The following is a 14,544-nucleotide window of genomic DNA, read 5'->3' as shown; positions in this document are numbered from 1 at the left end:
CAATATTATTTTATTTTTATAAATAAAGGTTCTACTTTGAATGATGATTTTGATTTAAATAACTTTGAACTATTTTATTATAGCTTTCTACATTCAAATGATGCTATGGTAATTTTTACTGACGAAAAATTTATAGCTTGTAATAAAGAACTAGCAAACTACTTGGAATTAAACTCCATAGATGATTTTAAAACTTTAAATCCATTTGAAATAATTCCAGTATATCAACCAGACGGAACTCTATCTCATATAAAATTTCATAAATATTTAGATATTTGTAAAAAAAATGGTGAAGTAAAATTTGATTGGTTATATAAAACAGTAAATGATAAAGATTTATTTGTAGAGGTTGTATTAACAAAATATCAATTTAAAAACGAAGAGTTTTTTCTAGCAAAATGGCTAAATAAAAATAAATTAAGAGAGTTAGAAAAAGAGCTTGAAAATAAAAATTTACAATTAGATAAAAAAAGAGCTTACTTAGAAAAAATTGATAGTGTATTTAAAGAGCAAAATATAAATAAAGATGAACTAGAAGATACTTTATTCTTATTAAATGAGTATAAAAATGCAATTGATGAGAGTTCTATTATCTCAAAATCTAGCAAAAATGGAAAAATAACTTTTGTAAATGATAAATTTTGTGAAATTTCAGGATATACAAAAGAGGAACTTATAGGAAAAAATCACAATATTGTAAGACATTCTAGTATGAGTAAAGATTTTTTCAAAAACCTTTGGGAAACTATCTTAAACAAAGAGGTTTTTAGAGGAGTAATTGTAAATAGAAAAAAAGATGGAAGCCCATATTATGTTGATACTACAATAGTTCCTATTACAGATAAATCAGGGGAAATAGTAGAATTTATAGCTGTAAGACACGATATTTCTGAAATTTATGAAAAAGAGAAAATCATTCAAAAACAATATATGGATAATTTAACAAAGCTTCCAAATAGACAAAAATTAATAAGTGATTTAAAAGATTCAAATGATGTAGAGCTTGTTTTAGTAGATATATCAAAATTTAAAGATATAAATGATTTTTATGGTTATGAAACTGGAGATTTAGTTCTAAAAAAATTTGCTAAAGTTTTACAAAGCTTTGATATTTATGGCTTAAATTATTACAAGTTGGCAAATGATATTTTTGCCATTTTAATTTTAAAAAATACTATTGATTCAACATCTAATATTTTAAAATATATAGTAAAAGAGCTTGAACAAAAAGAGATTATAGTAGAAAACAACACCTTTAACCTATCATTTCATATAGCTGTTGTAAATAGTAAAGATTTAAAAAACCCTATACAATCTGCTGAATTTGCTCTTAGTTTAGCAAAAAGTAAAAAGAAGAAAGTTCTATTTTTGAAAGAACATTTAGATGAATATAAACAAATCCAAAAAAATAAAGAGCTTGTTTCAAAAATAAAAGATGCAATTTCAAAAGATAATATTTTAGTATATGGTCAAAAAATTATAGATAATAAATCAAAAGCTGAAAAATATGAGCTATTAATGAGACTAAAAACAAGTGAAGGTGAAATTTTATCTCCTTACTTCTTTCTTGAAGCCTCAAAAAAGGCAAATTTATATCTTGATTTAACAAAAATATTAGTAAAAAAAGCCTGTAAATTTTTCCAAAACAAAAATATAGAGTTTAGTATAAATCTTACAATTGAAGATATAAAAGATACAAATACAATAGATTTTATTTTCAAAACAATAAAAGAGACAAATACTGCTTCAAAAATAACTTTTGAGATTGTTGAGAGTGAAGCAATTGATGATTTTAATCTGATTGCAGATTTTATAAAAAAAGCAAAAAGTGTAGATTGTAAGATTGCAATAGATGATTTTGGAACAGGTTATTCGAACTTTGAATATATTATTAATTTAAATGTAGATTTCTTAAAAATAGATGGTTCTTTAATAAAAACAATAAATGAAGACAAAAATATAGAGTTAGTCGCAAAAACAATAAACAATTTTGCAAAAGTTTTAAATATAAAAACAGTTGCTGAATTTGTACACAATAAAGAGGTTTTAGATAAGGTTACTAGCTTGGGAATTGATTATTCACAGGGTTTTTATCTACATGAACCAGAATTTTTAATTTAATTTAAAAAAGGAGAAAAAAGTGTTTTTACACACACCAACAAAAAGTAGGCTATTTATTATTATGTTATTAAGCCAATTAGGTTTTTTACTTATTAGTTCAGTTGCCATTATGAGTGATCATACAGTTTGGGCAATAGTTATATTAAATATTGTTTTTGCTATTTTAATAGCATTGATTTCATATATTTCTATGAGAAGAATAGTAGGTGGAATAAATAGCATAAAAGATTATTTGGAAGATATAATGGAATTTGTATTTTATAAAACAAATAATATTAAAACTATTGAATATTCAAAAAATGATGATATTGGTCAAATTTTAAATAGTTTAAATTCTAATGTAGCTGTTATTGGCAAGATGAGAAATGATGATATGCATATTTTAGGAGAGATTGTTATTGCTTTGGATAAGGTGAGTCAAGGTATTTATACTTCAAAAATAAACTCTACAACTTCAAACCCAATGATATTTACACTAAAAAATATTGTAAATAATATGCTAGAAAAAGCAAATAAAAATATGGAAGATTTGGTAAAAATAGTTGGTCTTTATGCAGAACAAGATTATACAGAACAAGTAGTGATTAATCCTAAATTAAAAGGAAAAATGCTTCTTACTATGCAAAGAATAAATAAATTAGGTTCTGAATTAAATAATAATGCAAAACAAAATTTGAAAAATGGAAACCTTTTAGAGAGTTCTTCAATTCAAATGACAAGAAGTGTAAATAATCTAGCAACAAAAGCAAATGAACAAGCTGCTTCTTTGGAGCAAACTGCTGCTGCTCTTGAAGAGATTACAGGAATTACAAAAAACAATACTCAAAATGCTACTAAAATGGCAAGGTTAAGCCAAGATGTAAAAAATTCTGTACTTTCTGGAGAAGAGTTAGCAAATAAAACAGCTGCTTCAATGGATGAAATAAACTTAAAAGTAACTGCAATAAATGAGGCTATATCTGTTATAGACAATATCGCTTTCCAAACAAATATTCTAAGTCTAAATGCTGCTGTTGAAGCTGCAACTGCTGGTGAAGCTGGAAAAGGATTTGCAGTTGTTGCTGGTGAAGTAAGAAACCTTGCAAATAGAAGTGCTGAAGCTGCAAAAGAGATAAAAAATTTAGTTGAAAATGCTACACATAAAACTTTTGAAGGAAAAACAATTTCAGATGAGATGATTGAGGGATACCACAATTTAAATAGTTTAATTTCTGAAACAATAAATATTATTCAAGATGTAAGTACAGCATCAAATGAGCAATTAAGAGGAATTGAGCAGATAAATAGTGCTATTAATTTACTTGATAAAGCAACTCAAGAAAATGCAAGTGAAGCAAATAATGTATCTCAAATTTCACAACAAACTTTAAGTATGGCAAACCTTTTGGTTGAAGATGCCAAAACAAAAAAAGTAAACTAAGGAACTTAATATGGCAAAAGAGATAGTTTTAGATGATTATGCCTTTTTGGTAAGTGAAACAAATGAAAAAGGTATTATTACATTTGCAAGTGATGATTTTTGTGATATTGCTGGATATAATGTTGAAGAGTTAATTGGAAAACCACATAATGTTGTAAGACACACTGATATGCCAAAAGCTGCTTTTAAAAACCTATGGGAAACAGTAAAAAGCAATAATATTTGGACTGGTTATGTAAAAAATGCAACAAAAAATGGAGATTACTATTGGGTTTTTGCAACAGTTTATCCAACAATTACAAGCGAAGGTGAAAAAGGTTATTTATCTTGTAGAAGAAAAGCTTCACAAGAGGAGATTGCCAAAGCTGAAGCTTTATATAAAACTTTATAATGTTTTTAGCTCTTTATAGCTAGAATACTTTTTTTATTGCGGGGGGACGCTCGAAGCGTTGAGAAGGTAAAACCTGACCCTTTGAACCTGTTGGTTAATACCAGAGTAGGAAGCGAATTTTTAAAAATTTAAATTTAATAGACTTACAAAATAGTGATAAATTTAATAAAAAGGTGCTTTCTTTATTGAAAGTACCTTTTTTTTTACTCAAAAATCTAGCTGACAATAAAAAAACATATCAATTTAAAGGATTTTAGATGAAAAGTAGCAAGGCATTTGCAGAGATGATAGTGCATATTCCACTTTGTACTCATATTGAAGCAAAAAAAGTTTTAATACTTGGAACAGTTTGTGAGAGTATAAAAAATGAGACTTTAAGACACAAAAAAGAGTCAAATTTTGAATTTGGAGATTTATCTTTGATTGAAACAAAAAAAGATAAAGAGATTGATGTTGTAATTTTAACAGATATAAAAGCTGATTTAAAAGGTTTAGCAAATATTTACAGAGTTTTAAAAGATGATGCTATTGTTTGTTTTACTACAACATCATTTTCACAAGATAGCGAAGAACTAAAAAAAGATTTAAAACTTTTTGGTGATAAATTTTGGATAGTTATGCCTTTTAGTTTTGGGCATACAACTTGTATTTTAGCTTCAAGAAAATATCATCCAACAGCTGATTTAAATCTTCAAAGAGCTGATTTTCTTGATAATTTAGAGTATTACAGTGCTGATATTCACAATGCTTCTTTTGTATTTCCTGCACATATACATAAAGAATTAACTGGTATAGCAAAAAGATAAGGAGAGAGATATGAAAGATTTAGAAAAAATACAAAATTGGTTAGAAGAGCATAAAAACGATAGTGTAAGAACTCAAATGTACTATGCTAAACAAGGAATAATTACTCCTCATATGGAATATGTAGCAAAAGTTGAAAAGCTAGAACCTGAATTTATAAGAAGTGAAATAGCAAGGGGTAGACTTATAATTCCTGCAAATGTAAATCATACAAATCAAATTCCTATGGCTATTGGAATTGCTTCAAAATGTAAAATAAATGCAAATATTGGAAGTTCTGCAATAGTTAGCGATGTAAATGGAGAGCTTGAAAAAGTTGATGTTTGCCTTAAATATGGAGCTGATACTATTATGGATTTAAGTACTGGTGGTGATTTAGACAAAATACGAAAAGCTGTTATAAATCACTCAACAGTTCCAATTGGAACAGTTCCAATTTATCAAATTTTACACGATGTAAAAGATAAAATAGAGGATTTAAGTATTGAAAAAATGCTTGAAGTGATTGAAAGACAAGCAGAGCAAGGAGTGAGTTATTTTACAATTCATGCAGGATTTTTACTAGAGTTTATGCCTCATATTGCAAAAAGAAAAATGGGAATTGTAAGTCGTGGTGGAAGTTTAATGGCAGCTTGGATGATGCACTACCACAAAGAAAATCCATTTAATACAGCTTTTGACAAAATCTTAGATATTTGTAGAAAATATGATGTTTCACTATCTCTTGGAGATAGTTTAAGACCTGGATGTTTAGCAGATGCCTCTGATGAAGCACAACTAAGAGAACTTAAAGTTTTAGGAGATTTGACTCTTAGAGCTTGGGAAAAAGATGTTCAAGTTATGATTGAAGGTCCTGGACATGTGCCTTTAAATCAAATTGAAAGAAATATGAAAATAGAAAGAGAATATTGTCACGAAGCACCTTTTTATATTTTAGGACCTTTAACAACTGATATTGGTGCTGGATATGACCATATAAGTAGTGCTATTGGTGCTGCTGTTGGTGGTTGGCATGGAGCTTCTATGCTTTGCTATGTTACACCAAAAGAGCATTTAGGTTTGCCAAATGCTGAAGATGTAAGAAATGGAATAATTGCATATAAGATAGCTGCACATAGTGCTGATATTGCAAGAAATAGAAAGGGTGCAAGAGATATTGATGATGAGATGAGTGATGCAAGATATGCTTTTGATTGGAATAGACAGTTTGAACTAGCACTTGATAGCGATAGAGCAAGAGAGTTTCACGATGAAACTTTGCCACAAGATGTATTTAAAGAAGCAGAGTTTTGCTCTATGTGTGGACCAAAATTTTGTTCATATAAAATTACTCAAAAAATCGTACAAACTCATGGAGTTGCTATAGACAATATGGCTGGATAAAATTATAAATTTAAGCTAAAGCTTCTGCTTTAGCTTGAAGTTACTCTAAAATAGTTATTTATTGCATTTTTCTTTACTAAACTAAAGGTAAAATTCAAATCTAAATTAAATTTTTCATCAAAATTAAAACTATAATCTTTTTTAAAATTTCTCAATAAACTTTGAAATAGTGAATATTTTTTATCTATTATGAATATCTCTTTACTATTTTCATATAAATAAATAATATTTAAATAATAAGAATTATCTACAAAATAAGTTCTAAATTCATAGTGGCTAAACTCGTAGCTATCAACTAAATCAATTTTTTTTGCACCTATATCATCTTTTAATAAAGATAAAAAATAACCTAAAGCCTGACCATTCCAAGAAGTATCATAATAAGTATTAATATACTCTATATAAAGTTCATTTGTTTTAAGAGTGTAAGCTTCTACAACATAAGCATCGTGTCTAGTTTTTGTTTCAATATTCGAAATAGGATATTTAAAACTATAATCACTTGATATTTTGAAGCTCAAATCATTTTCTTCAAGACTAAAATAAGGAATTGAAAGTTTAGTAACTCTTTTAAATATAAATTTCAAACCTTCAAACAAAGCACCAAACATACAATTCCTTAATATTTTTATAACTTTAGCATAATAATTAAATTTTTGAAACTAAATTTTCTAATCCTCTTCTATTATTTATAAAGCTTTTGAAGTTATTTTTGTAAGTCTTTTTGTAAATGCAACTCTATCGCTTACCTCATCACCATCACTTATTTTTGCCAAATCTAGTAAAATCCAAGAAATATCTTCTACTAAATCTTCATCTTTTGTAAGATTTAATTTTTGCACTATTTCGTGATTTGGATTTATCTCTAAAATTGGTTTAATTTCTGGAACTTCTTGCCCCATCTGTCTAAACATATGAGCCATTGCAGCCATTTGTGCATCTCCAGCATCTTTTGTAATACAAGAAGCAGATTCAGAAAGTCTATTTGTGATTTTTACATCTTTTACTTCACTTCCTAATTTATCTTTAATTTTTGAAACTATATCTTTAAACTCTTCTTCTATTTTTTGTTTCTCTTCTTCATTTACTTCAACTTTTGGAGCTTCAGCTGTTGTAATATCTGTAAAAATCCACTCTTTAAATGCTCCAATTGTAGGAGTTATAATCTCATCTATCTCTTTATCATCTAAAATTAAAACTTCAATATTGTTTTTCTTGTAGCTTTCAAGAAGTGGAGAGTTTCTAAGCACTTTTTCATTTTCTCCAACAATATAATAAATAGCTTTTTGCTCACTTGAAGCTCTTTGTTTATAATCTTCAAGAGAAGTTAATTTTTTCTCATCAGCTGTTGATTTATATCTTAAAAGCTCTAAAATAGCCTCTTTGTTTGTGTAGTCTTGATAAACTCCCTCTTTTAAAGCTCTAATATATTGAGTTATAAATTTCTCATATTTCTCTTCATCTTTAGATAATTTTTTGATTTCACTTAGAATTTTTTTCACAGATGATTGTTTAATATTTGCTAAAATTCTATTTTCTTGAAGTATTTCTCTGCTTACATTTAGTGGTAAATCTTCACTATCAATAATTCCTCTTACAAATCTTAAATATGTAGGTAAAAGTTCTTTATCATCATCAGTAATAAATACTCTTTTTACATATAGTTTAATTCCACTTTGATAATCTGCTCTATACATATCAATAGGGGCATTTTGTGGGATATAAAATAGTGTTGTGTACTCATTTACCCCTTCTGTTTTTGTATGAATTGTAAGAAGTGGATCATTGCTATCTTGAGATATTGATTTATAGAAGTTGTTATAATCTTCCTCTTTTAGTTTTGCTTTTGGCTGAATCCAAAGTGCTGTTGCTTCATTTATTTGCTCGTGTTTTCTTTCAACTTTTTTCTCTGCTTTTTTTCCAGTTTTTTCGTCTTCTTCACTTAGTTTTTCTGTAACTTCTTCATCATAATTTAGAAAAATTGGGTATGCAATATGATTTGAGTATTTTTCAACTATATTTTTTATTCTATATTTACTTGCAAACTCTGCTACTTCTTCATCTTTTAGCTTAATATAAATCACCGTTCCATTTGTCTCTTTTGTACAAGGAGCTAAATCAAACTCTCCAGTTCCAGTTGAAGACCATTTATAAGCTATCTCTTCTCCAGCTTTTTTTGAAATTACATCAACTCTACTTGCTACCATAAATACTGAATAAAACCCTACTCCAAATTGTCCAATTAGATTTGAATCTTTTTTTGCATCACCTGTTAATGCTTCAACAAATGATTTTGTACCAGATTTTGCAATAGTTCCGATAGAATTTATCATATCTTCATCATTCATTCCTATACCATTATCCATAATAGTAAGTGATTTATCTTTCTCATCAAAAGAGATATTTATCTCTCCACTCCAAGATGCAAACTCCTCTTTTAAGCTCTCATCTGTAAGTCTTAAATAGTTTAATTTATCTATTGCATCACTTGCATTTGATACAAGTTCTCTTATAAAAATCTCTTTATTTGAGTATAAAGAGTGTGTCATTAAATGTAATAATTGCCCTACTTCTGTTTGAAATTGATGTTTTGCCATTGTCATACTCCTATTATTTATTATAAATTTTTAATTTTTCAAAAGTGAATTTTAGTAATAACTTTATTAAACTTGGCTAAAGTTTGTAAAAAAATTAGCACTTTTATATATTGAGTGCTAAAATATTTCTGTTTTTTATATTTCAAAAGCTGTTTTTATAATATCAATACCAAATTTTTCTCTTAAATCTTGTATATTTTGGTTTAAATTCTCTTTTTTTAAATCGCTTTCATACTCAAAAAGATTAAAGGTATGTTCATTTTTCTTTGCGAAATTAAAAACTGTTATATAAAGTTGAATAATTGAATGATTTTTATGTTTATCTGCAGTTTGAAAAAGCTGAACCATTGAGTTTTTAAAGTCAAATTCATTAAATAATTTATTTGTATTTTCTTGTGCTTTTTTTATAATATTATACTCATACCGTATTTGAATTTGATATGAAAGTGGATTGTGTTCTTCTTTTTTTACAATAAAACTTAAATATCTGCTCAAAATCATCACTCTTCTTTTAAGCTCATTTCTATCAAAAATGGGATCAAAACTTCGCCCTATTCCCAAAGATTTTCTCTCTTTGTTTATACTTAGTTTATTATCTCTTATTCCACAAACTCGGTTATAGGTATCCACTCCAACCTTTCCCCATGAGTAAAGTAATTTTTGATTTTTTCTTATATCTCCTAAAGTTTTAATATTGTAACCTCTTAATTTTTCACACAAAGATTTGCCTATTCCTGTAAAATTTTCAACTAAAACATCTTTTGTAAACTCTTCAATATTTTCTGCTTTAAGCTGTTTTACACCATTTGGTTTTGCAAAATTTGTCATTAATTTTGATAAATATTTTGTTGGAGCAACTCCAATGGAAGCTGGTAAACCCAAAGTTTCATAAATCTTTGTTTTTAAATTTAAGGCAAAATCATAGGCTTCTTCTTCAGCTATATAGCCACTTAAATCACCAAAAAATTCATCTATTGAAAACTGTTCAATCAAAGGAATTTCAAGCTCCAACAAAGCTTTTAATTTATTTGATAAATCATCATAAAGCTCATAATTTGGGGCTATCATAGTTAAATTTGGACAAAGTCTTAAGGCTTCATTTACACTCATTGCAGTTTTTATTCCAAAAGCTCTTGCTTCATATGAAGCTGTTGTTACTATTCCTCTTATTCTTCCATTTTCATCTATAAAATACTCTTTATTATCTTTACTATTTGAGCTAATTATTTTACTTGAAAAACTAGCACGATTTACAGAAACTTTTCTATTTAATTTCTCTTTGGAAAAAATATCAGCATTGTTTCTACCTCCAACGGCAACTGGAATATTTAATAAACTTTTATCTATGGTTCTATGTGCTGATACAAAGTAGCAATCTAAATCTATATGAATAAACATTTTGTAAGTATATTGTAAAAAGATAAAATATTATGAAAATCTTTCAAATTGTAATATTCCTTTGTTTCATTTCTCTTTTTTGGTATAATTTTTTATCTTATTTATATGGAGCAAATATGAACTTATCTTTAGAAAATATAAATAGCAAAATTTATACTATTCGAGGTTTTCAAGTAATGCTAGATGAAGATAGCAAAGTTATATGGAGTAGAAACAAAAGTTTTTAATCAAGCAGTAAAAAGAAATATTGAGAGATTTCCTGAAAATTTTCGTTTTCAATTGACTAAAGATGAGTATGAAAACTTGAGGTCACAATTTGTGACCTCAAGAGAAAATCAAGATATTATAAGTTTAGAACATGGTGGTAGAAGAACTTTACCCTATGCTTTTACAGAGCAAGGAGTTTCAATGCTAAGTGCTATTTTAAGAAGCGATACAGCAATACAAATAAGTATAAAAATAATCAATAGTTTTGTAAATATGAGAAAATTTTTGTTTGATAATGCTTCGATTTTTCAAAGATTTACACAAATTGAGAAAAAAATATTAAGTCATGATGATAATTTTGAAAAAGTATTTAAAGCTTTAGAAGATAAAAAAACTATTCCACACCAACATATATTTTTTGATGGACAAGTTTTCGATGCTTATAACTTTATAAACGATTTACTAAAAACAGCAAAGAGTGAAATAATTTTAATTGATAACTATATAGATGATACAGTTTTTACTTTGTTTTCTAAGTTTCCAAATATAAATTTTATAATTTATACTTCAAATATTTCAAAACAGTTAAATCTTGATTTTGAGAAATATCAAAATCAATATTCAAATATAACTCTAAAAACTTTTAAATCTAGCCACGATAGATTTTTGATAATAGATAAAAAAGAGATTTATCATATAGGAGCAAGTCTTAAAGATTTGGGTAAAAAATGGTTTGCATTTTCAAAGATGAGTTTGGACTCTTTAAATTTGGAAGATGTTTTAAATAAATTGTAAACATAATATTAAAAATCGTAATATTCTTTTGTTTCATTTCTCTTTTTTGATATAATTTTTTATCTTATTTATATGGAGTGGAAACAAAAGTTTTTATTGAACAAGGTATTTATTTTTTATAGACTAAGTAATAAGTATTTTAGGAAATAGGCTTTCAAAAGGTATTTTTAGCTTATCGTGTAGGTTTTGTATCATCTCAACTGTAAGTTTTCTTTGCCCTTTTAAAACTTTTGATACTATCGCACTATCTCCAAAGATTGGTACTAAATCTTTTTGTTTTAAATTTTCTTGCTCCATTCTAAACTTTATAGCAGCTATTGGATCTGGTGCTTCTATAAAGTAGTGTTTTTCTTCATAGCTTTCAACTAAAGTAACCAAAACTTCAAGTTCATCAAACTCTTGTGTATTTGGAACAGCTTCCATTAGCTCATCAACTCTTTTTAAAGTAGCTTCATAATCAGCTTCATTTCTTATAGGTTTTATCATATTTTACTCCTAAATTTGAGTTACATCTATCTTGTCATACTCTTTATGAGTACCAATAAATCGTATATATACAACTTGTGCAAAGTAGTTTATCTTTACAACTAGCCTATATTTATTTCCGTGGATATTAAAAACAACTCTATTGTTTACTACTATACTTGCACTTCTATATAGTTCTTTTATATCGTTTGGATTTTTAAAATCGGCTTTTACTATCTCTTTGTGCCAAGCCTCAAGTGGCTCTTTACTATCTTGATATATGCTTTGCTCATAAAAATCTTTTAGTGTTTTTTTGGAAATAACTCTCATAGGTAGAATATTAACTAAAATATTGACAAATTGTCAAGTTTTGAGTTTTCCTGAGTGAAGAATTTAAAGAGTTCACTATTAAATAAAGGGGAATTAAGAAAATAAAGAATCTTTCAATTTGTAATGGAAACTAGACTTCAGTCCAGTTAGCAGAGAGTTTTTATTGGAACAGGGACTTTTAGTCCCTGCCTAAGTAAAAATAAAATCGCTATTGGCAATGGCTAAAGCCATTGTTCCGAAATAAAGTTTTTTAGAATTTTAAATTCATAGCCAACCAAAGTCTTCTACCTTCTATATTTGCATTATCAGCAGAGTACACTTTGTTTCCAGCTAGATTAGTATATTCACTTCTTTTGTAAAAGTCTTTATCAAATAAGTTATACACAGTTGCACTAAGAGTTAAATCTTTATTCCATTTATAACTTCCACCTAAATGGAATATTTCATAAGCTTTTAAGTCTCCTAACTGGTCATATATATTTTTATTGTCATCACTTAGATTTTCATATTTTTGTGTAAATCTTTTTCTATCACTTTTGTATTCACCTTTAAACCAAAGATTCAAATCTTTTGTAGCTTGGTAGTTTAAGGTTGCATTTAAAGCGTGTTTTGGAGTATTTGAGAATGCTGCTCCTTTATTATTTCCATTTTTTTGTTCACTTTGCATGAATGTATAGTTTGCTCTTAGATTTAAACCATCAAAATATAGTGGTATGTTAGTACCAAATTCTAAACCTTTTGTTTCAGCTTTTCCGATATTACTACTTTTTGTATAAGTTCCATTTGGAATTGTAGGATGTCCTGAAATAGTTACAGTACCATCACTTTGAATTTTGTCTGTATATTCATTATAGAAAACTGTTACATTCGCTTTAAAACCATTTTCAGCATTGTAGTAAACTCCTGTTTCGTAGTTTGTCGATTTTTCAGGTTTTAAATCAGGATTTCCTATTGTTAATGTTCTTCCTTGTGCAGTTGCACCATTAATACCATCGTATAGTGCTTGAACTGCTGGTGCTTTAAATCCTCTTGATACCCCACCTTTTACAGTCCAGTTGTCATTTGCAGTATATACAGCATAAGCTCTTGGACTAAAATTTCCACCAAAAACATCGTGGTGGTCATATCTTCCACCTAAAGTAAGTGCTAAAGAGTCTGTAATAGAGATTTCATCTTCTGCAAATAAAGCCCACATATCTTGTTTAAATTTATCTTCTACCAAGCCATCATTAAACTCAGATTTCCATAATTGTCCACCAATAGTGATAATATTTCTATTAAAATAATCTGTTACAAATTTAGAATCTAAAACTGTATCAGTATTTTTTAACTCTCTTTCATTTCCACCAATAATCGATGGCATACCAACATAAGGAACTCCTATCGTTCCAGGAATTAATCTTCCTATTTTTTCAGTTTCTGTTCTCATAATACTTGATTCTAAAGTACCAATATTAAATCTTGAACTATGTCCTAAAGTAAATTGTTCTCTTTCAAATCTCAACCTTTTATCGTATCCTTGAGAAGCTGTTGCAGTATTTAAAGTTCCTAATTGCGCTTTATCATTATTATAACTTTGTTTTGAAGTGAAGGCATCTAAATAAATATCATTATTTTCATTTGGAGTTAAAGTAAGTTTTCCACCTAATGACCAGTTTGTTCCCTCAACAGGAGAAGGTCCTCTAGCACTAACATCCGCCCCATCATCATATTTTATACTTGAAGAATCTCTATCATAGTGGCTTCCTCTTATACTTAATCCTAATAAATCCTTTACTATTGGTCCACTAAGATATGTATTTATAGTATTACTATCTCCCATTTGTGAATTTTCTTGAAAAGTTCTATCAACTCCAATAGACCCAGTCCACTCATTTGCAACTTTTTTAGTGATAATATTTACAACTCCACCCATAGCATCAGAACCATAAAGTGTACTCATAGGTCCTTTGATAATCTCAATTCTTTCAATTGCAGAAAGTGGTGGTAAGAAATTATTGTTAGTTTCACCAAATCCATTTGGAGTGTTGTTTCCAGAAGAGTTTTGTCTTCTTCCATCTATAAGTATCAAAGTGTTTTCAGAACCCATACCTCTAATACTGATATTTAATCCACCAGTTTTTCCAACACTAGTTCTATCAACATCAACACCTTCTACATCTTCAATAGCTTCAGCTAAGTTTGCATATTTTTTGTTTTGTAAGTCTTGTTGTGAAACAACAGAGATTGATGCAGGAGCATCTGTGATTTTTTGTTCATATCCACCTGCAGTTGTTACAACTTGTATATCATCAAGTTTTGTAGTTTCGTTAGCACTTAAAAGTGTACCCCCCCCGCAACTAAAATTGCAGCAACAGACATAGCCAGTCGTATTTTCATATTTTCTCTTCCTTTTGTTAATTTTTAATTTCGAAAAAAATTTCTAAATAGTTTTTTAGGAGAAACTATTTAATAATTATTATCACTATTTGAAAAAAATTAACGGAATATTAATAAAATAAACTTAAAATCAAATAAAATTGATAATAATTATTATAATGTTATTTTAGAAAATGTAATGATAATAAATATTGCTATTTATGGGTTTTATATTACTTTAATCTCTTTTTAAATACAATTTTTTTTGATAAATT

At 27.6% G+C, this 14,544-nt stretch carries 13 protein-coding genes and 1 riboswitch; of the genes, 7 read left to right on the top strand and 6 right to left on the bottom strand.

The annotated features are described in order from the left end of the window. The 5 genes from IQC44_RS07630 to thiC all read left to right on the top strand — a co-directional run. Nucleotides 1-2,121, top strand: a 2,121-nt coding sequence (locus tag IQC44_RS07630) for an EAL domain-containing protein (protein WP_228286291.1), incomplete at its 5' end; no start/stop codon positions are given. A gap of 19 nt (nt 2,122-2,140) precedes the next feature. Next, nucleotides 2,141-3,541: a methyl-accepting chemotaxis protein gene (locus IQC44_RS07625; RefSeq protein WP_198305745.1), complete on the top strand. Its 1,401-nt coding sequence runs from the start codon at nt 2,141-2,143 to the stop codon at nt 3,539-3,541. A gap of 10 nt (nt 3,542-3,551) precedes the next feature. After that, nucleotides 3,552-3,932 carry a PAS domain-containing protein gene (locus IQC44_RS07620; protein ID WP_198305744.1) on the top strand — a complete coding sequence of 127 codons (381 nt, stop codon included), beginning with the start codon at nt 3,552-3,554 and terminating at the stop codon, nt 3,930-3,932. 30 nt (nt 3,933-3,962) lie between these two features. After that, nucleotides 3,963-4,061, top strand: a riboswitch (TPP riboswitch). Nucleotides 4,062-4,189: 128 nt separating this feature from the next. Continuing rightward, nucleotides 4,190-4,738, top strand: coding sequence for a spermine/spermidine synthase domain-containing protein (locus IQC44_RS07615; protein WP_198305743.1), 549 nt, complete (start codon nt 4,190-4,192; stop codon nt 4,736-4,738). 10 nt (nt 4,739-4,748) lie between these two features. Then, a complete protein-coding gene (thiC, locus tag IQC44_RS07610; RefSeq protein WP_198305742.1) occupies nt 4,749-6,119 on the top strand; it encodes a phosphomethylpyrimidine synthase ThiC in 1,371 nt (456 codons plus the stop codon). Between the two features lie 29 nt (nt 6,120-6,148). Here thiC and IQC44_RS07605 read toward each other — a convergent pair whose 3' ends face one another. From IQC44_RS07605 to IQC44_RS07595, 3 genes are all read right to left on the bottom strand, one after another. Continuing rightward, nucleotides 6,149-6,730: a hypothetical protein gene (locus IQC44_RS07605; RefSeq protein ID WP_198305741.1), complete on the bottom strand. Its 582-nt coding sequence runs from the start codon at nt 6,728-6,730 to the stop codon at nt 6,149-6,151. Nucleotides 6,731-6,808: 78 nt separating this feature from the next. Further along, complete coding sequence (gene htpG / locus IQC44_RS07600) at nt 6,809-8,716, bottom strand: molecular chaperone HtpG (RefSeq protein ID WP_198305740.1); 1,908 nt, start codon at nt 8,714-8,716, stop codon at nt 6,809-6,811. 135 nt (nt 8,717-8,851) lie between these two features. Then, a complete protein-coding gene (locus IQC44_RS07595) occupies nt 8,852-10,114 on the bottom strand; it encodes a DNA polymerase Y family protein (protein WP_198305739.1) in 1,263 nt (420 codons plus the stop codon). A gap of 116 nt (nt 10,115-10,230) precedes the next feature. Here IQC44_RS07595 and IQC44_RS11550 point away from each other — a divergent pair, with 116 nt between their 5' ends. Beyond that, nucleotides 10,231-10,341 carry an ORF6N domain-containing protein gene (locus IQC44_RS11550; protein WP_228286290.1) on the top strand — a complete coding sequence of 37 codons (111 nt, stop codon included), beginning with the start codon at nt 10,231-10,233 and terminating at the stop codon, nt 10,339-10,341. Further along, entirely contained in the window at nt 10,298-11,116 is an 819-nt protein-coding gene (locus IQC44_RS07590; RefSeq protein WP_228286289.1) for an ORF6N domain-containing protein, read from the top strand. Before IQC44_RS11550 ends, IQC44_RS07590 begins: the two co-directional genes overlap by 44 nt. A 123-nt stretch (nt 11,117-11,239) precedes the next feature. On the opposite strand, the gene IQC44_RS07585 is transcribed toward IQC44_RS07590, so the two are convergent. The 3 genes from IQC44_RS07585 to IQC44_RS07575 all read right to left on the bottom strand — a co-directional run bounded on the left by IQC44_RS07585 (nt 11,240) and on the right by IQC44_RS07575 (nt 14,138). Continuing rightward, a complete protein-coding gene (locus IQC44_RS07585; protein ID WP_198305738.1) occupies nt 11,240-11,602 on the bottom strand; it encodes a helix-turn-helix domain-containing protein in 363 nt (120 codons plus the stop codon). Between the two features lie 9 nt (nt 11,603-11,611). After that, nucleotides 11,612-11,911 (bottom strand): type II toxin-antitoxin system HigB family toxin, encoded by a 300-nt coding sequence (locus tag IQC44_RS07580; RefSeq protein WP_198305737.1) that lies wholly within the window; start codon nt 11,909-11,911, stop codon nt 11,612-11,614. Nucleotides 11,912-12,161: 250 nt separating this feature from the next. After that, nucleotides 12,162-14,138, bottom strand: coding sequence for a TonB-dependent receptor domain-containing protein (locus IQC44_RS07575; RefSeq protein ID WP_257120180.1), 1,977 nt, complete (start codon nt 14,136-14,138; stop codon nt 12,162-12,164). Nucleotides 14,139-14,544 lie beyond the last annotated feature (406 nt).

The organism is Arcobacter vandammei (assembly GCF_016106035.1).
In the GTDB taxonomy this organism is placed as follows: domain Bacteria; phylum Campylobacterota; class Campylobacteria; order Campylobacterales; family Arcobacteraceae; genus Aliarcobacter; species Aliarcobacter vandammei.
The sequence above is the reverse complement of the archived record's forward strand: the minus strand, read 5'-3'. Positions and strand labels throughout refer to the sequence as shown.

What these genes read in the sequence shown, in the direction of transcription:
- IQC44_RS07620 (WP_198305744.1), top strand. Translation starts at nt 3,552, where the DNA reads ATGGCAAAAGAGATAGTTTTAGATGATTATGCCTTTTTGGTAAGTGAA.
- IQC44_RS07615 (WP_198305743.1), top strand. Translation starts at nt 4,190, where the DNA reads ATGAAAAGTAGCAAGGCATTTGCAGAGATGATAGTGCATATTCCACTT.
- thiC (WP_198305742.1), top strand. Translation starts at nt 4,749, where the DNA reads ATGAAAGATTTAGAAAAAATACAAAATTGGTTAGAAGAGCATAAAAAC.
- IQC44_RS07605 (WP_198305741.1), bottom strand. Translation starts at nt 6,730, where the DNA reads ATGTTTGGTGCTTTGTTTGAAGGTTTGAAATTTATATTTAAAAGAGTT.
- htpG (WP_198305740.1), bottom strand. Translation starts at nt 8,716, where the DNA reads ATGGCAAAACATCAATTTCAAACAGAAGTAGGGCAATTATTACATTTA.
- IQC44_RS07595 (WP_198305739.1), bottom strand. Translation starts at nt 10,114, where the DNA reads ATGTTTATTCATATAGATTTAGATTGCTACTTTGTATCAGCACATAGA.
- IQC44_RS11550 (WP_228286290.1), top strand. Translation starts at nt 10,231, where the DNA reads ATGAACTTATCTTTAGAAAATATAAATAGCAAAATTTATACTATTCGA.
- IQC44_RS07590 (WP_228286289.1), top strand. Translation starts at nt 10,298, where the DNA reads ATGAAGATAGCAAAGTTATATGGAGTAGAAACAAAAGTTTTTAATCAA.
- IQC44_RS07585 (WP_198305738.1), bottom strand. Translation starts at nt 11,602, where the DNA reads ATGATAAAACCTATAAGAAATGAAGCTGATTATGAAGCTACTTTAAAA.
- IQC44_RS07580 (WP_198305737.1), bottom strand. Translation starts at nt 11,911, where the DNA reads ATGAGAGTTATTTCCAAAAAAACACTAAAAGATTTTTATGAGCAAAGC.